The sequence below is a fragment of the Streptomyces sp. CB09001 genome, assembly GCF_003369795.1.
Classification (GTDB): Bacteria; Actinomycetota; Actinomycetes; order Streptomycetales; family Streptomycetaceae; genus Streptomyces.
Genome location: NZ_CP026730.1, coordinates 5243677 through 5261885 on the forward strand (window position 1 = coordinate 5243677; position 18209 = coordinate 5261885).

Sequence of the window (18209 nt, forward strand, 5' to 3'; positions counted from 1 at the left end):
GAGGGAAGTTTCACCGTGACCACCACGACCGACCTGGTGTCGTACGAGGACGCACTCGCGTCGTACGACCCCGTCATGGGCCTCGAGGTCCATGTCGAACTCGGCACCCACACCAAGATGTTCTGCGGCTGTTCGACCGCGCTCGGTGCCGATCCCAACACCCAGACCTGCCCCGTCTGCCTCGGCATGCCCGGCGCGCTCCCGGTCGTCAACGCGACCGGCGTCGAGTCGGCGATCAAGATCGGTCTCGCGCTGAACTGCGAGATCGCCGAGTGGTGCCGCTTCGCCCGGAAGAACTACTTCTATCCGGACATGCCGAAGAACTTCCAGACCTCCCAGTACGACGAGCCGATCGCCTTCGACGGCTACCTCGACGTGCAGCTGGAGGACGGGGAGACCTTCCGCGTCCAGATCGAGCGCGCCCACATGGAGGAGGACACCGGCAAGTCGCTGCACGTCGGCGGCGCGACGGGCCGCATCCACGGCGCCTCGCACTCCCTGCTCGACTACAACCGCGCCGGTATCCCGCTCATCGAGATCGTCACCAAGCCGATCGAGGGAGCGGGCGAGCGGGCCCCCGAGGTCGCGCGGGCGTACGTCCGCGAGCTGCGCGAACTCATCCGTGCCCTCGGCGTGTCCGAGGCCCGCATGGAGATGGGCCAGATGCGCTGCGACGTCAACCTGTCGCTGCGCCCGCACGGCCGGGAGAAGTTCGGCACCCGCAGCGAGACCAAGAACGTCAACTCGCTGCGCTCCGTCGAGCGCGCCGCCCGCTTCGAGATCCAGCGGCACGCCGCCGTGCTGAACGACGGCGGCACGATCATCCAGGAGACCCGCCACTTCCACGAGGACACGGGGTCCACCACCTCGGGCCGCGTGAAGGAGGAGGCCGAGGACTACCGGTACTTCCCGGAGCCCGACCTGGTGCCCGTGGCCCCGTCCCGCGAGTGGGTCGAGGAGATCCGCTCCGTCCTGCCCGAGCTGCCGCTGGTCCGCCGCAGCCGGCTCCGCGAGGAGTGGGGCATCTCCGGCAACGACATGCAGTCCATCCTCAACGCCGGAGCCCTCGACCCGATCGTCGCCACGATCGACGCCGGTGCCGACGCGGCCTCCGCCCGCAAGTGGTGGATGGGCGAGCTGGCCCGCAGCGCCAACGAGTCGGGCAAGGCGCTCGACGAGCTGGCGATCACGCCGGTCCAGGTCGCCCGCGTCGCCGAGCTGGTGACCAAGGGCGAGCTGAACGACAAGCTGGCCCGCCAGGTCATCCTCGGCGTCCTCGCCGGGGAGGGCACGCCGGACGAGGTCGTCGACAAGCGCGGCCTGAAGGTCGTCTCCGACGAGGGCGCGCTGACCACCGCCGTCGACGAGGCCATCGCCGGCAACCCGGGCATCGCGGACAAGATCCGCGGCGGCAAGGTGGCCGCGGCCGGCGCCCTGGTCGGCGCGGTCATGAAGGCGACCAGGGGCCAGGCGGACGCGGCCCGCGTCAAGGAGCTGATCCTGGAGAAGCTGGGTGTGACCGAGGGCTGAGACCCGATACACCATGAGCCCTGGGGGGACGCGTCGACCGTGACGCGTCCCCCCAGGGCCGTTGTTGTGAATAAGCCCACTAAGTCCGCAAAGGATCACTTCTGTTTGCAAGAGTGATTCCGCATTGCTCATGCGTTCTTTGCGGACTGTTCACACCATGGACGGCCGTTCCCGGCGTTCCCGGCTTCACGGGTGTTTCCGGCAAAGATCCACAATCAGACACCCTGGGAGCACGTTCGTGGCAGCCCTCGCACGCTGGTGTGTTCAACGTCGCCTCGTCACCGTCCTGCTCTGGCTGCTCGCCCTCGGCGGCGTCGCCACGGCCGCCACGGTCGCCGGCTCCGCGTACTCCAACGACTACGGGATCCCCGGCACCGGCTCCGACCGCGCCTCCCGGCTGCTCGAATCCCGCTTCCCCGACCTCGGCGGCGACAGCGACACGATCGTCTGGCACACCACGTCGGGGACCGTCCGCGCGGCCGACGTCGAGCAGACCATGACCCGCACCCTGGACCGCATCGCGGACCTGCCCGGGGTGGCCGCGGTCACCAACCCGTACGTCGACCCCGACTCGCCCCTGATCAGCGAGAACGCCGACACCGCGTACGCGACCGTCACCTTCGCGGCCGCCTCCCAGGACATCGACCCGGGCCAGGCGCGGGCCGTGGTGGACGCCGCCGAGGCGGCCGAGACCGACGGACTCCGCATCGAACTGGGCGGCGGCGCCATAGCGCTCACCGAGTCCGGCGGCAGCCACCTCGCCGAGGCCGTCGGCGTGGCCGTGGCCGCGGTCGTCCTCTTCCTCGCCTTCGGCTCCGTCGCCGCGGCGCTGCTGCCCATCGCCACCGCACTGGTCTCCGTCGGGACCGCCTACGCCGGCATCACCCTCCTCGGCCACGCCATGACCGTCGCCGACTTCGCGCCCATGCTCGGCACCCTCATCGGACTCGGCGTCGGCATCGACTACGCCCTGTTCATCGTCACCAGACACCGGCGCGGACTGAAACGGGGCCTGTCCGTGGCGGACGCCGCCGCCGACGCCGTGGCGACCACCGGACGCGCCGTGGTGTTCGCGGGTGCCACCGTCTGTATCGCCCTGCTGGGCATGCTGATCCTCCGGCTGAGCTTCCTCAACGGCGTCGCCGTCGCCGCCTCGCTGACCGTGCTGCTCACCGTCGCCGCCTCCGTGACGCTGCTGCCCGCCCTGCTGTCGTACATCGGCCCGCGCGCCCTGAGCCGGCGCGAGCGGCGCCGGCTCGCCGAGCACGGCCCCGAACCCGAGGTGCCGACCGGGTTCGCCGCCCGCTGGTCGGCCTTCGTCGAGCGCCACCCGAAACTGCTCGGCGCGCTCGCCCTCGTCGTCATCACCGTCGTCGCCCTGCCCACCCTCGGCCTGCGCCTGGGCACCTCCGACCAGGGCAACGATCCCCAGGCCACCACCACCCGCCAGGCCTACGACCTCCTCGCCGACGGCTTCGGCCCCGGCGTCAACGGCCCGCTCACCCTGGTCACCGAGGTCCGCGGAGCCGAGGACCGCCTCGCCCTGGACAACCTCGACGCCACCCTGCGCACCACCGAGGGCGTCTCCTCGGTGACCCCGGTGATGTACAACTCCGGCGGCAACGCCGCGTACCTCACCGTCGTACCCGAGTCGGCACCGCAGTCCGAGAACACCAGCGACCTGGTCGAGCGGCTGCGCTCCGAGGTGCTGCCGCGCGCCGAGGCCGGCACCGCGCTCGACGTACACGTCGGCGGCGTGACGGCCGGCTACGACGACTTCGCCGACGTCATCGTCGGCAAGCTGCCCCTCTTCGTCGGCGTCGTCATCGGCCTCGGCTGCCTGCTGCTCCTGCTGGCCTTCCGGTCCGTCGGCATCCCCCTCAAGGCCGCCGCCATGAACGTGGCCGCGGTGGCCGCCGCCTTCGGCGTGGTCGTGGCGATCTTCCAGTGGGGCTGGGGCAGCGAACTGCTCGGCCTCGGCAGCGCGGGGCCGATCGAACCCTTCCTGCCCGTGATCATGGTCTCGGTGCTCTTCGGGCTCTCCATGGACTACCAGGTCTTCCTCGTCAGCCGGATGTACGAGGAGTGGCTGGAGACCGGCGACAACCGCCGGGCCGTCCGGGTCGGGCTCGCCGAGACCGGCCGCGTGATCAACTCCGCAGCCGTCATCATGATCTCGGTCTTCCTCGCCTTCGTCCTCAGCGGCGACCGCGTGATCGCCATGTTCGGCATCGCGCTCGCCGCCGCGGTCGCCCTGGACGCCTTCGTCCTGCGCACCCTCCTGGTGCCCGCCCTGATGCACCTGCTCGGCCGGGCCAACTGGTGGCTGCCGCGCCGCCTGGACGCCCTCCTGCCGCGCATCAGCATCGAGCCGCCCGAGTGCCGGGCCGCCCATGAGAGGCTGGCCGCGGCGACGGACGCCGAGGTGGCGGACGTCCTTGCGGAGGAGGAACGGCAGCGGGATGTACGCGATACCACTGGGTGACGACGGAGCCGAACTGCGCCCCCTGGAGACCTGGCACGCCGAGGAGTTCCTGGCCCACCTGGACCGCGGCCGGGACTTCATCACCGAACACATCCCCTTCGGGGCGAAGGCCGTCGACGTCGTCTCCGCGCGCGAGGTGCTCCAGGCCTATGCCGACCGGCACGCCGCCGACAGCGGCTTCCTGCACGGGCTGTGGCTGGACGGCACCCTCGTCGGGGGCCTCCTCTACCGCGTCTTCGACGCCGCCACCGGCGTCTGCGAGATCGGCTGCTGGCTGGAGCCCGCCGGTACGGGCCGCGGCCTGGTCACCCGCGGTGCCCGCGTGCTGATCGACTGGGCCTTCGACGAGCGCGGCATGCACCGCGTGGAGTGGTACGCCTCGACCGCGAACACCCCGAGCGTCAACGCCGCGCGACGACTCGGCATGATGCGTGAGGGCGTGCTGCGCGAGAGCTTTCCCTACCGGGGCACGCGCCAGGACATGGAGGTGTGGGCGGTGCTCGCACCCGAGTGGCGGGCAGCACGGCAAGCACGCGCGCGTGCCGCTCACAAGGATCATTAAGGGACCTCTCAGACAGCGTCCGTACGGTGCGAGGCATGGGAACGAAGACAGTGGACGAGACCGGCGTGAAGACCGACGAGCACAAGACGGACGAGGCGGCCGATGCGGCCGAAGCGACCGAGGCCTCCGAGTCCATTGACGTCACCAAGGCGGCCGAGGCCCCTGAGGCGGCCGAGACCGGCACCCCCGAGGGCGCCGACGCGGCGACGGACGAGGACACGGACGAGGACACGGACGGCACCGAAGGCACCGGGGCGGCCCCCACCGGCGTCGGCCAGGGCGCGGGCGCCGTGGTCTCCGCCGGTCTCGGCATCGTCTCCCTGACCGGCAGCTGGGTCGGCACCGTGGCCTCCGCGCGCGAGTCGCTGATGGGCCAGTTGCAGACGTCCTCGTCGTCGGACGTCGGCACGCTGATCGAGAAGGGCTACGGCAACGCCTGGCAGGCCACCGCGATGTGGGGCGGCATCTTCGCCCTGGTCGCGCTGATCGTCGGCGTCCTCGTGCTGGCCCGCCCCGCGTTCGGCGCGCCCGGCCGCCCGCAGGCCCCGTGGATCAAGTCGGTCGCCTGGGCGGGCGTCGCCCTCGGCGTCATCGGTCTGCTGCTGGCCGTCCTGAAGTACACGGACGTCCTGCTGGGGCTGCCCGCCACCGGCTGACCAGGCATTTCCGAGGGGTCTTAGGACAAACGCCCACCCGTGGCGCGCGCCCTAAGACCCCTCACGCACGTCTAAGGCCCCGTGCGGCGCCGAAGATGCGGAACTTACCCGATGTGGCCCACCCCCCTGGGAGACGAAGGTTGAGGCATCGCAAGCAAGCGAAGCCGAAACCGAAGCGAAGCCGAGGGGCACACCATGTACGAGTACGAGTTCCAGCAGTACCGCTCCGCCGAACTGATCCGCCGCGCCGACGAGTCCCGGCTGGCCCGCGAGGTGATCCGGGCCCGCCGCGCCGCCCGCCGCCAGGCCCGACACGGCGGTGCCGTGGCCGAGAGCCATACGCCGCGCCGACGCGGGCACCGGTTCGCCCGGACCGCGTGAACGGGGGAGCCGGGGAGGGGGGCCGCACGGCCTCCCTCCCCGCCGTCGTTCCCGGCGCCGTCGTCCCCGCCGCTGCCCACCCGCCGAAAACCGGTGACCCGCTGTCGTACCCGCGTGCGATGCTCGCTTCCGTGGAGACCAGGTCCGTCAGTCCCGTGTTCGTCGGCCGCACCGGCGAACTGGACACGTTGAACGACGCGCTCGCCCGCGCCACGGGCAGCGACGCCGCCGGGGCGGCCGCCACCGGCGGGGAGCCGCAGGCACTGCTGCTCGGCGGCGAGGCCGGGGTCGGCAAGACCCGACTCGTCGAGGAGTTCGCCGCCGCGGCGGACCGGCGCGGCGCCGTCGTCGCGCTGGGCGGCTGCGTGGAGATCGGCGCCGACGGGCTGCCCTTCGCGCCCTTCTCCACCGCGCTGCGCGCCCTGCGCCGCCACCTGCCCGAGGAGCTGGCCGCCGCGGCCGCCGGCCAGGAGGAGGAGCTGGCCCGGCTACTGCCCGAACTGGGCGAGGGCGCCCCGGTCACCGGCGGCGGCCGGCACGACGAGGAGAGCATGGCCCGGCTCTTCGAACTCACCGCCCGCCTGCTGGAGCGCGTCGCCGCCCGGCACACCGTCGTCCTCGTCCTGGAGGACCTGCACTGGGCCGACGCCTCCACCCGCCACCTGATCGCCTACCTCTTCCGCACCCTGCGCAGCGGCCGCCTCGTCGTCCTCGCCACCTACCGCTCCGACGACATCCACCGCCGCCACCCACTGCGCCCCCTGCTCGCCGAGCTGGACCGGCTGCGCACCGTCCGCCGCCTCGAACTCGGCCGCTTCACCCGCGACGAGGTGGGCCGCCAGATCGCCGGAATCCTCGCCCACGAGCCCGACCCGCTCCAGGTCGACGAGATCTTCGAACGCTCCGACGGCAACGCCTTCTTCGTCGAGGAACTCGCCGTCGCCTTCCACGAGGGCAGCTGCACCGGCCTCACCGACTCCCTGCGCGACCTGCTCCTGGTCCGCGTCGAAGCCCTGCCCGAGAGCGCCCAGCGGGTCGCCCGGATCGTCGCCGAGGGCGGCTCCACCGTCGAGTACCGGCTGCTCGCCGCCGTCGCCCGGCTCGCCGAGGACGACCTCATCGAGGCGCTGCGCTCCGCGGTGAACGCCAACATCCTGCTCCCCGCGCCCGACGGCGACGGCTACCGCTTCCGGCACTCCCTGGTCCGCGAGGCCGTCGGCGACGATCTGCTCCCCGGCGAACGCTCCCGCCTCAACCGCCGCTACGCCGAAGCCCTGGACGCCGATCCCACGCTGGTGCCCGCCGCCGAGCGCGTGATGCGCCTGGCCAGCTACTGGTACCACGCCCACGCTCCCGCCAAGGCACTGCCCGCCGTCCTGGACGCCTCCGTCGTGGCCCGCCGCCGGCACGCCTACTCCGAGCAGTTGCGGCTGCTGGAGCGCGCGATGGAGCTGTGGGACGCCGCCCCCGACGACGTACGCGCCACCCTGCGCCCCGTCGACTGCGCCGAGGTCTACCCTCCCCCACTGCCTGAACGGCGTGGGGGGACCCCCAGCGGCCGCGACCCCGCCACCACGCCCCTGCGCTACCTGGACCTGATGGCCGAGGCGGCCGTCGCCGGGCGGCTGTGCGGGGAGCGGGAGCGCGCCATGAAGATCATCAAGCGGGCGCTGCACCTCCTGGAGGACGAACAGGACACCGGCACCGGGGCGGGCGCGAACGGCCGGGACCCGCAGCGCGCGGCCTGGTTCTGGACCCAGCGCTCGCTGCTGGTCCAGGCCCAGGGCCGCGGCGACGGCTGGCGGGAACTGGGCATCGCCCAGGAACTGGTCCGCGGCCTGCCGCCCTCCCAGGTGCACGCCGAGGTACTGGCCATGGCCGCCAACTGGTCGATGCTCCACAGCCCCGGCCCCGACGCGATGACCGCGGCCGAACGGGCCGTCGAGTACGCGCGCATGGTGGGCGCCGACGAGATCGAGCTGAACGCCCGGCTCACCCTCGGCGGCCTGATGGTGGACGCCGGGCAGATCGACGTGGGACTCGCCGAGATGTTCCAGGTCAGGGACCTGGTCGTGGCCCAGGACCGGTCCGCCGTGGTGGCCCGCAGCCATGTCAACCTGCCCTCGTCCCTGGAAAGCGTCGGCCGTTCGCGGGACGCGCTCGGCATCCTGCGCGAGGGCGTCGACCTCACCCGGCGGATGGGGCTGCTGGAGTCCGAGGCCTGGGTCTGGGGCAACCTCGCCGAGTCGCTGATCTCCCTGGGCCGCTGGGACGAGGCCCTCGAAGCGGCGGACCGGGCCGGAGCACCGGGCCGCAGCCCCGCACCACGCGGTGGCGCCGCACTCAAACGCGCCGCCGTCGCCCTCGCCCGCGGCGAGCGGGCCGAGGCCGCCCGGCTGCTCGCCGAGGCCCGCGCCGCCTACGGCACGCACGACCCCATGCCGCAGCACCGCCTGCCGCTGGCGGCCCTCACCGTCGGCATCGCCGCGGCGGAGGGCCGCCTCCCGGACGCCCGCGCCGAAGTCGGCCGCGTCCTGGACGCCGGCTTCCCGCCCGGTACGCAGCGCTACGGCTGGCCCCTGCTGCTGTCCGCCGCCGCGGCGGAGGCCGACGCGCGCTCCCTGCCGGCCGCCGAAGAGGGCCGCGCCGCCGTCCTCGACCGCCTCGCCGAGGCCGCGAAGCACCTGACGACGGGCGCCCCGGTCTGGGTCGCCCACGAGCGCTGGGTCCGTGCCGAACTCCACCGCGCCCGGGGCCGCGACACCCCGCGGCTCTGGTCGGAGGCGGTCACCGCCTTCGAATGCCTGGAGCGTCCCTACGACCTGGCCCGCGTCCGGCACCGGCTGGCCGACGCCCTCCTGGCGACCGGCGGCGAGGACGAGCGCGCCCGGGCCACGGAGCTGCTGCGCCTGGCCCGCACCGTCGCCGACCACCTCGGCGCGCGCCCGCTGTCCGACGCGGTCGCCGTACTCGGCCGGCGTGCCCGCCTCACCCTCGGCCGCGGCGCCGAACCCGTAACCGCCTCCGGGCCCGCCGACCCCGCCCACGCCCTCGGTCTCACCGGCCGGGAGCGGGACGTCCTGCGGCTGGTCTCCGACGGCCGCACCAACCGGCAGATAGCCGAGGAGCTCTTCATCTCGCCCAAGACGGCCAGCGTCCACGTCTCCAACATCCTGGCCAAACTCGGCGTCTCCGGCCGCGGCGAGGCCGCGGCGGTGGCCCACCGGCTGGCGCTGTTCCCCGTCGAACGGCTCACGTCCCGTTCGACGGGGTGAGGCTTACGCTGTAAGGGACGCCGACCGACGGAGGCCCGATGTTCAACGCATTCGAGGAACTGTTCTCGCCCGGCCGCAAACACACCAACGACGAACAGAACCGCCTCGAACTGACCCGCGAGGACGTGGGGGACGGCGATCCGAGTCACGGCCCCATAGACCTCACGTCGGGCAAGGTCGTCGTGCACCGCCCGCGTTCCGACGAGGAGACGGCGGACCCGGGGACCCCGTCCCCGGAAGACGAGTAGCCGGCCGCCTACTCCACCTCCAGCTCCAGGATCCGGTCGTCGTCGCCCTTCGCGTCGCCGCGGCCGTCCGTGTTGCTGGTCACCAGCCACAGCTTGTCGCCGCCCGCCGGGGCCACCGTGCGCAGCCGGCCGTACTCGCCCTCCAGGAAGGCCTGCGGGTCGGCCGCGGCCTCCGTGCCCTTCAACGGGATCCGCCACAGCCGCTCACCGCGCAGCCCCGCCATCCACACGGAGCCCTCGGCGTAGGCGATACCGCTGGGGGAGGCCTCGTCGGTGCTCCACTGCGCGAGGGGGTCGTGGAAGCCGGAGCCGCCGCCCTTGCCCTCCGCCTCCGGCCAGCCGTAGTTGTCACCCGGCTTGATCGCGTTCAGCTCGTCCCAGGTGTCCTGACCGAACTCCGAGGCGAACAGCCGCTGCCTGCCGTCCCAGGCCAGCCCCTGCACGTTCCGGTGGCCGTACGAGTACACGGGGGAGTCGGGGAAGGGGTTGCCGGGCGCCGGTTCGCCGTCCGGGGTCATCCGCAGGATCTTGCCGCCGAGGGACTTCTCGTCCTGCGACAGACCCGTGTCGCCGCTCTCGCCGGTGCCCGCGTACAGCATCTTGTCCGGGCCGAAGGCGATCCGCCCGCCGTTGTGGATCACACCCTTGGGGATGCCCCGGAAGACCGTGTCCGGCGCGCCCAGCTGCTCGCCCGACGGCTTCTTCTCGTCGTACAGCATGCGCACGACGCGGTTGTCCGAGGCGGAGGTGAAGTACGCGTAGACCATGTGGTCCGAGGCGTAGTCGGGGGAGAGCGCGATGCCGAGCAGGCCGCCCTCGCCGGACGGGGACACCCCGGGCACCTCGCCCAGCTCGGTCTTCTTGCCAGTCTTCGCGTCGATGCGCGTGATCGTGGCCTCGTCGCGCGAGGACACCAGCAGGTCGCCGCCCGGCAGCGGGGCCAGGCCCCAGGGGCTGTTCAGCCCCGTGGCGACCGTGCGGAGCACCTTGACCGAGCCCTTCGCGGGCGGTGCCTGCTCGGTGGGCGATCCGGCGGGCGAGGACTGCGCCGCCGTACTGGTGGGGGAGGCGCCGCGGTCCGTTCCGGACGGGTCCGCGCCGTCGGAGGAGTCGGCGGAGCAGCCGGCCGTCAGCAGGAGAGCGGCGGTCAGCACGGCCGGCACGGCTCGACGTTGCACGATCTTGGTCCCTTCGACGCGACGGGTTCTCCCTGTCATACACCGCAGGGGCTCCCCAAGTTCCCGATCGCCGAATCCCGAACCCAGAACCCCGACTCCCGACCCCAGAACCCCGACTCCCGACCCCAGAACCCAGAACCCAGAACCCCGACCCTCGAACCCGGAACCCCGACTCCCGATCCCGAACCTCGACCCCTGGACCCCGACCCCTGAACCCCGACCCCCGAGTCCGGCGGCGGTCGGCCGGGCGGGCGTCGTGGGTCTCACTCCCAGGAACCCCGCGCCGGCGGCAGCGCCCGCACCTCCGCCAGGTCCCGCTCGGTCAGCCCCAGCCGGGCCGCCCCCGCGTTCTGCGTCACCCAGCGCTCCCGCTTGGTGCCCGGCACCGGCACCACGTGCCGCCCCTGCGCCAGCACCCAGGCCAGTGCCACCTGCGCCGCGGTGACCCCGTCGCCGTGCCGGGCGGCGATCCGGCGCAGCGCGGCCACGATGGGCTGGTTGGCGGCCATCATCTCGGCGGTGAACCGGGGGTGCCGGGCCCGCAGGTCCTCCGGTTCGAAGCCCTGGCCGGGCGTCAGCGTGCCGGTCAGGTAGCCGTTGCCCAGCGGCATCGCGGCCAGGAAACCGACGCCGCGGGAGACGCACCACGGCAGCAGGGTCCGCAGCGCCTCCGGGGACCACACCGACAGCTCGGCCTCCACCGCGCTCACCGGGAAGACCTGCTGCACCCGCTCCAGTTGACGGATCGTGGCGTCGTGCAGCCGGGCCCCCGGCCGCCGGGCCGAGCGCGCGCCGACCGCGCAGAGGCCGAGCGCCCGCACCTTGCCGGCCCGCACCAGCTCCGCCATCGCGCCCCAGGTCTCCTCGACGGGTATCTCGGGGTCGGCACGGTGCAGTTGGTAGAGATCGATGACATCCGTCTGGAGCCGGCGCAGGGACGCGTCGCAGGCACGTCTCACATAGCCGGGGCGGCCGTTGGCCACGATGTGCTGCTCGCCCACCAGCAGACCGACCTTGGTCGACACGAAGGCCTCGGACCGCCGCTCCTTCAACACCCGCCCCAGCAGCAGCTCGTTGGTGAACGGGCCGTACATGTCCGCCGTGTCCAGCAGGGAGACACCGAGGTCGAGGGCCCGGTGCACCGCCCTGAGCGACTCGTCGCCACGCTGCCGCGAGGCGCTGTACGCCCAGTTCATCGGCATGCACCCCAGTCCGACGGCCCCCACCGCGAGTGCCGTCGCGCCGATCGTCCTGCGCTCCACCGGTCGTGACCCTCCCTTGTCGGACCACCCAACCTAGCCTTTGCCGCTCCGCCCCCTGACATAGCCTCCTGACCATGACTGCTGACGTGTGGCTGCCCATCCCGCCGGACGAGATCGAGGGCCTTCCCGAAGGTCCCGCCTACCGCCACTGGGACGGCCAGGAGACCTATCCCGCCGACCCGGCCGACTGCGCGTTCTACGTCGTCCCCTACATGAAGCCCAGCGGGATCGGCGTACGCCCGCTGCCGGAGATGCGCTCCGTCCAGGTCGTCCAGACCCTCTCCGCGGGCATCGACCACGTCGAATCCGGCCTGAAGCACCTGCCGGCCGGCGTACGGCTGTGCAACGCGCGCGGCGTGCACGAGGCCAGCACCGCGGAACTGACCCTGGCCCTGGTCCTGGCCTCGCTGCGCGGCATCCCGGACTTCGTGCGGGCGCAGGACCGCGGCGAGTGGCTCGGCGGGTTCCGGCCCGCGCTCGCGGACCGTACGGTCCTGATCGTCGGGTACGGGTCGATCGGCGCCGCGATCGAGGACCGGCTCGTGCCGTTCGAGGTCGCGCCGGTAGTGCGCGTCGCGCGCTCCGCCCGCACCACGGAGCGCGGCCCCGTGCACCCGCTCACCGAACTCCCCGCCCTGCTCCCGCAGGCCGATGTGGTCATCCTGTCCACACCGCTCACCGAGGCCACCCGGGGACTGGCCGACGCCGAGTTCCTGGCCCGGATGAAGGACGGTGCCCTGCTCGTCAACGTGGCGCGCGGACCCGTCGTGGACACGAAGGCGTTGCTCGCCGAACTGGAGAGCGGACGCCTCACTGCGGCCCTCGACGTGACCGACCCCGAACCGCTGCCGCCGGGTCACCCCCTGTGGCATGCTCCCGGCATAGTCGTCAGCCCGCACGCAGGCGGTCCGACCTCCGCCTTCCTGCCGCGCGCCGAGCGGCTGCTGGTGGACCAGTTGACCCGGTTCGTGAACCGGGAGCCGTTGCGCAACGTGATCCTGACGACGGGCTCGTAAGCCGTTTCGGGCACCCTCCGCGACTCCCCGGATGCGGTGGGTGCGCGCATATCCGCTGGTCGTCACGGAGCGTAGAGAACCTATGTCCCTGAGTGACGAGACTGGTGTATCGTCCGACAGGGGACGCGCCGCGCACCGTACGGCGCCGGGGATGGACATCTCAGACTGTGAGGGGGGCGACGGGCGATGTACGGCCTATGGACCGACGATCCGACGCGGCGGAGCCGCCGCCGGCGACCCTGGCGCACGACCACGACCGCGCGCCGACGAGGTCGGCACGGCCACCACGGTGGCCGGGCGGCTCCGCGCTGCCCCCACCCACGCCGACCGGGCGACCGCGGAGGGCAGGACCGGCCGGCCCACCGATGCGCGCGGGACGCGGGAGCGGTGCGGACCGGGAGGCCCCGGTGAGTCCGCCCCCCGTGCCCACGCTGGACGGAGCGCTGCACGGCCAGACCACGCCCGGACCGCTGCTGACCCGGCCGTCGGCCGCCACCGGCGGGCCGCCCCTCGTCCGCCAACTCGTGCTCGCCCTGGTCTGCGCGGCCTACGCCGTCGGTGCCGCGCTCGGCTGGGGTTCGCAGTACGTCGCCAAGATCATGGGCGACTTCGGGCTGAGCGCCGCCGCGGCCGCCGCCGCCGTCTCCTGCCTCCTCTACGCCCGCGGACGCCGCGTCCGCTTCCGGCCGGCCTGGCTGCTCTTCGCCCTCTCCTCCGCGATGGCGTCCCTCGGCAACCTGGTCTGGGGGTGGTACGAGGTCGTGCTGCGGGTGCCGGTGCCCAGCCCCAGCTACGCGGACCTGTTCTTCCTGTGCTTCGCCCCGCCCGCCATCGTGGGGCTGCTCGTGCTGGCCAAGCGGCCGGTGACCAAGGCCGGCTGGATCTGCCTGGGCCTGGACGCCTGGCTCATCGGCGGTTCGCTGCTGACCCTGGCCTGGAGCCTGGCGCTCGCCCAGGCGGCCAAGGCCGAGGGCGGGTCCAGCGTGGCGCACGCGGCGCTCTCGGTGGCCTACCCGCTGCTCGACATCGCCCTCGTCAGCATGGTGCTCGCGCTGCACTTCCGGCGGTCGCCCGTCTGTCGATCCGCCGTCAACACCGCCATCGGCGCGCTCGCCCTGACCGTGGTGTGCGACGCCCTGTTCACCTCGCCGCTGCTGCACAACAGCTACCGCTCCGGACAGTTGCTAGACGCGGGCTGGTTCGCCGGCTCCCTGCTGCTCGCGTACGCCCCCTGGGCCGCGTCCCGGCGCGGTCGGGCGACGCCGGACGAGCAGGGGACCGGCGGCCACACCCGCGTGGTGCGCGAGCACGTGCCCGGCCAGCGCGGCAGCGGCCACCAGCCCACGCCCCCCTCCGTGCCGCCCACCGCACCCACCGCCCTGCCCGGACCGGGGCAGGGCGGCGAACGGGGCCGCTACCCGGCCGCCCGCCCCATCGCCGGGTCCCTGGCCGCGCTCACGCCGTACCTCGCGGCCGCCGTCTGCACCCTGGGCATCCTCTACAACGTGCTCAACGGCCGCAGCGTCGACCGCGTGGTCCTGCTGACCGGCGGCACCGTCGTGCTCGCGCTCGTCGTCCGGCAGGGCATCATGCTGCTCGACAACATCGTCCTCACCCAGGAACTGGCCCAGAAGGAGAACCACTTCCGCTCCCTGGTCCAGGGCTCCAGCGACGTCATCATGATCGCCGCGCCCAACGGCATCCTCCGCTACGTCTCCCCGGCCGCCGCCGGGGTCTACGGACGGCCCGCGGAGGAACTGGTGGGCACCGAACTGGCCGGGCTCATCCACCCCGAGGACCTCGGCTGCGTGGTGCACGAGGTGCGCCGGTTCCTGGCCGCCAACCCGGTCGAGGAACCCACCACCCGCATCGAGTGCCGCTTCCGTTCCGGGGGCGGGGGCGGGGGCGGGGGCGGGGGCGGGGGCGGTGGAGCCTGGCTCAACGTCGAGTCCACCGTCAACCGGCACCACGGCGGCCTCATCTTCAACAGCCGGGACGTGACCGAGAGAGTGCGCCTCCAGGCGCAGCTCCAGCACAACGCCGAACACGACCCGCTCACCGACCTGCCCAACCGCGCCCTGTTCACCCGGCGCGTCCAGCAGGCCCTCTCCGGCCGCCGCGCCTCGGACCGGGGTGCCGCCCTGCGCGGTACGGCGGTGCTCTTCATCGACCTCGACGGCTTCAAGGGCGTCAACGACACCATCGGGCACCAGGCCGGTGACGAACTGCTCGTCCAGGCGGCCCGCAGACTCCACGAGGCCGTCCGCAAGGGGGACACCGCCTCCAGACTGGGCGGCGACGAGTTCGCGGCCCTGATCGTCGGGGACGGCGCCCGGGACCGGGCCGCCCGCGAGGGCCACATCCGGGAGCTGGCCGACCGGCTCAGACTGACCCTCTCCCAGCCCTACCTCATCGACGGCAACGAGGTCCGGGTCAACGCCTCCATCGGCGTCGCCTTCGCCGAGCCCGGCCTGGGCGCCGGTGAACTGCTGCGCAACGCCGACCTCGCCATGTACCGGGCCAAGGCGGGCGGCAAGGGACGCGTCGAGCTGTACCGACCACAGATGCAGCAGGACGTCGTGCGCAAGGCCGAGCTGGCAACCCGGCTGCGCGCCGCGCTGCACGACGGGGAGTTCGCCCTGCTGCACCAGCCGGTGGTCTCGCTGACGGACGGCCGGATCACGTCGGTGTGCGCCCAGGCGCGCTGGCGCTCCTCGCAGGGCGTGCTGTTCACCCCCGCCGAGTTCCTGCGGGTGACCGAGGAAGGCGACAGAACCGCCGAACTCGACCGCTGGGTGCTGCGCGAGGCCGTCGAGCAGGCCGCCGAGCGGGCGGCGACCGGGCTGTCCGTGACCGTGGCCATACGCATCGGAGCCCGCCGCCTGCTGGACCGCTCCATGCCACTCGGTTCCGTGGAGGCACTGCTGACCCGCCACGGACTGCCGCCGGGCTCCCTTGTGATCGAGCTGTCGGACATCGACCCACGGGTCGGCCTCGACGAGCTGGACCGTCGGCTGAACGCCCTGCGCAGGGTCGGTGTCCGGATCGCCCTGGACGGCTTCGGCAGCGGCTACGCGGCGATCACGGCGCTGCGGCGGCTGCCCGTGGACGTCCTCAAGCTCGACCGGGGCCTGGTCGAGGGCGTCGTGGAGTCCGCGCGACTGCACAAGATCACCAGTGGTCTGCTGCGCATCGCCACCGACCTCGGACTGAAGTCCGTGGCCGACGGCGTCGACCTGCCCGAGCAGATCGTCACCCTGCGCGCGATGGGCTGTACGCACGGACAGGGCATGGCGTTCTCCGGGGCCCTGGACGAGTACCGGCTGCGCAGAGCGCTGGCGGCCGGCCACTACCCGGTGCCCCACGGACCGGCCGAACCGGCCTTCGCGGGCGGCGGGGCCGGGGTCTACACCAAGAGCGTCGGAGGCCCGGGGCAGGTCACCGGCGGTGTCGCCTCCGCACTGCCGGCCGTTCTGAGTGGTGGCACGGCCCTTCGTTCACATAATGAGACTCCCGTCCCACCCACTTGACAGTGGGTGCGCGCCGGAGGGAAGGTCAGTGCCATGCGCACCCGAATTCTCGTACTTGGAAAGCGCGTCGGCTGAAGCTGGTGACGTCCGGACCGACTCGGACTCCCCGCGACCCACACCCGACGCGCTCCCCTCGCTTGCCTTACGGCACGAGGGGTTTTTTGTTGCACAGGCACCTGCCGAGCAGCAGCACAGATCGTACAAAACTCGCAAAAACCCTCAGCATCGAGAAGAGAATGCCGATGACCGAGCAGGCCACCGGGGCTCACCCGCAGCCCCGGCCCCGATCCGGAGGACAGTCCGCCCCCGAGCACGTCACGGGTGCGCAGTCCCTCATTCGCTCGCTCGAGGAGGTCGGCGCCGACACGGTATTCGGCATTCCCGGTGGCACGATCCTTCCGGCCTACGACCCGCTGATGGACTCCACCAGGGTGCGCCACGTCCTGGTCCGGCACGAGCAGGGCGCGGGTCACGCCGCCACCGGCTACGCCCAGGCCACCGGCAAGGTGGGCGTCTGCATGGCGACCTCGGGACCCGGGGCCACCAACCTGGTCACCCCGATCGCCGACGCCAACATGGACTCCGTGCCGCTGGTCGCGATCACCGGTCAGGTGGTGTCCTCCTCGATCGGCACGGACGCCTTCCAGGAGGCCGACATCGTCGGCATCAGCATGCCGATCACCAAGCACAGCTTCCTGGTCACCAAGGCCGAGGACATCCCCAAGGTGATCGCGCAGGCCTTCCACATCGCCTCCACCGGCCGCCCCGGACCCGTCCTGGTCGACATCCCCAAGGACATCCTCCAGAAGAAGACGACCTTCTCCTGGCCGCCGGTCATGGACCTGCCCGGCTACCGCCCGGTCACCAAGCCGCACGCCAAGCAGATCCGCGAGGCGGCCAAGCTGATCTCCGCCGCGAAGCGCCCCGTGCTCTACGTCGGCGGCGGCGTCCTCAAGGCGAAGGCCACCGCCGAGCTGAAGGTCCTCGCCGAACTCACCGGAGCGCCCGTCACCACCACCCTGATGGCGCTCGGCGCGTTCCCCGACAGCCACCCGCTGCACGTGGGAATGCCGGGCATGCACGGTGCGGTCACCGCCGTCACCGCGCTGCAGAAGGCCGACCTGATCGTCGCCCTCGGAGCCCGCTTCGACGACCGCGTCACCGGCAGGCTGGACAGCTTCGCCCCGTACGCCAAGATCGTCCACGCCGACATCGACCCGGCCGAGATCGGCAAGAACCGCGCCGCCGACGTCCCGATCGTCGGCGACGCCCGCGAGGTCATCGCCGACCTGGTCCAGGCGGTCCAGAAGGAGCACGACGAGGGCAGCAAGGGCGACTACACCGCCTGGTGGAAGGACCTGACCCGCTGGCGCGACACCTACCCCCTCGGCTACGACCAGCCCGAGGACGGTTCGCTCTCCCCGCAGCAGGTCATCGAGCGCATCGGGCAGCTGGCACCCGAGGGCACGATCTTCGCGGCCGGCGTCGGCCAGCACCAGATGTGGGCCGCGCACTTCGTCCAGTACGACAAGCCCGCCACCTGGCTGAACTCCGGCGGCGCCGGGACCATGGGCTACGCCGTCCCGGCCGCCATGGGTGCCCAGGCCGGCATGCCCGAGCGCACCGTCTGGGCGATCGACGGCGACGGCTGCTTCCAGATGACCAACCAGGAACTGACCACCTGCGCCCTGAACAACATCCCGATCAAGGTCGCCGTCATCAACAACGGCGCCCTGGGGATGGTCCGCCAGTGGCAGACCCTGTTCTACAACCAGCGGTACTCCAACACGGTGCTGCACTCCGGCCCCGAGGACGTCAACCCGGACGCCCGCGGTACCCGGGTCCCCGACTTCGTGAAGCTGTCGGAGGCCATGGGCTGCCACGCCATCCGCTGCGAGGACCCCGCCGACCTCGACAAGGTGATCGAGGAGGCGAACGCCATCAACGACCGCCCCGTCGTCGTCGACTTCATCGTCCACGAGGACGCGATGGTCTGGCCGATGGTCGCCGCCGGCACCTCCAACGACGAGATCATGGCCGCCCGGGACGTCCGCCCCGACTTCGGCGACAACGAAGACGACTGAGC

Annotated in this window: 12 protein-coding genes; 10 read left to right on the forward strand and 2 right to left on the reverse strand. The window is 72.5% G+C overall.

Translation table 11 applies throughout. The features are described from left to right. The first annotated feature begins 15 nt into the window (after positions 1 to 15). From gatB to C4J65_RS24605, 7 genes are all read left to right on the forward strand, one after another. Positions 16 to 1530 carry an Asp-tRNA(Asn)/Glu-tRNA(Gln) amidotransferase subunit GatB gene (gene gatB, locus C4J65_RS24575; RefSeq protein ID WP_115744340.1) on the forward strand — a complete coding sequence of 505 codons (1515 nt, stop codon included), beginning with the start codon at positions 16 to 18 and terminating at the stop codon, positions 1528 to 1530. A gap of 238 nt (positions 1531 to 1768) precedes the next feature. Next, the gene (locus C4J65_RS24580; RefSeq protein ID WP_115744341.1) at positions 1769 to 4015 is read left to right on the forward strand and encodes an MMPL family transporter; all 2247 of its coding nucleotides are present in this window, start codon (positions 1769 to 1771) and stop codon (positions 4013 to 4015) included. Next, on the forward strand, positions 3993 to 4577 hold the full coding sequence (locus C4J65_RS24585) for a GNAT family protein (protein WP_115744342.1): 585 nt from the start codon (positions 3993 to 3995) through the stop codon (positions 4575 to 4577). The genes C4J65_RS24580 and C4J65_RS24585 overlap by 23 nt, the downstream gene beginning before the upstream one ends. 35 nt (positions 4578 to 4612) lie before the next feature. Next, positions 4613 to 5233, forward strand: a complete 621-nt coding sequence (locus C4J65_RS24590; protein ID WP_115744343.1) for a hypothetical protein — start codon at positions 4613 to 4615, stop codon at positions 5231 to 5233. Positions 5234 to 5428: 195 nt separating this feature from the next. After that, complete coding sequence (locus C4J65_RS24595; protein WP_115744344.1) at positions 5429 to 5614, forward strand: hypothetical protein; 186 nt, start codon at positions 5429 to 5431, stop codon at positions 5612 to 5614. A gap of 119 nt (positions 5615 to 5733) precedes the next feature. Then, entirely contained in the window at positions 5734 to 8889 is a 3156-nt protein-coding gene (locus C4J65_RS24600; RefSeq protein ID WP_162833334.1) for a LuxR family transcriptional regulator, read from the forward strand. A gap of 38 nt (positions 8890 to 8927) precedes the next feature. Beyond that, positions 8928 to 9137 carry a DUF6191 domain-containing protein gene (locus tag C4J65_RS24605; RefSeq protein WP_115744346.1) on the forward strand — a complete coding sequence of 70 codons (210 nt, stop codon included), beginning with the start codon at positions 8928 to 8930 and terminating at the stop codon, positions 9135 to 9137. Positions 9138 to 9145: 8 nt separating this feature from the next. Here C4J65_RS24605 and C4J65_RS24610 read toward each other — a convergent pair whose 3' ends face one another. Together C4J65_RS24610 and C4J65_RS24615 are read right to left on the reverse strand one after the other, a co-directional pair. After that, positions 9146 to 10354: a PQQ-dependent sugar dehydrogenase gene (locus C4J65_RS24610; RefSeq protein ID WP_162833335.1), complete on the reverse strand. Its 1209-nt coding sequence runs from the start codon at positions 10352 to 10354 to the stop codon at positions 9146 to 9148. A gap of 224 nt (positions 10355 to 10578) precedes the next feature. Next, positions 10579 to 11577 carry an aldo/keto reductase gene (locus C4J65_RS24615; protein ID WP_115744348.1) on the reverse strand — a complete coding sequence of 333 codons (999 nt, stop codon included), beginning with the start codon at positions 11575 to 11577 and terminating at the stop codon, positions 10579 to 10581. 74 nt (positions 11578 to 11651) lie between these two features. On the opposite strand from C4J65_RS24615, the gene C4J65_RS24620 reads away from it, so the two are divergent. The 3 genes from C4J65_RS24620 to C4J65_RS24630 all read left to right on the forward strand — a co-directional run bounded on the left by C4J65_RS24620 (position 11652) and on the right by C4J65_RS24630 (position 18207). Next, entirely contained in the window at positions 11652 to 12593 is a 942-nt protein-coding gene (locus C4J65_RS24620; protein WP_115744349.1) for a 2-hydroxyacid dehydrogenase, read from the forward strand. 407 nt (positions 12594 to 13000) lie between these two features. Beyond that, positions 13001 to 16123 carry an EAL domain-containing protein gene (locus tag C4J65_RS24625; RefSeq protein WP_162833336.1) on the forward strand — a complete coding sequence of 1041 codons (3123 nt, stop codon included), beginning with the start codon at positions 13001 to 13003 and terminating at the stop codon, positions 16121 to 16123. 242 nt (positions 16124 to 16365) lie between these two features. Beyond that, positions 16366 to 18207 (forward strand): acetolactate synthase large subunit, encoded by a 1842-nt coding sequence (locus C4J65_RS24630; RefSeq protein WP_115744351.1) that lies wholly within the window; start codon positions 16366 to 16368, stop codon positions 18205 to 18207. The last annotated feature ends 2 nt before the right edge of the window (positions 18208 to 18209 follow it).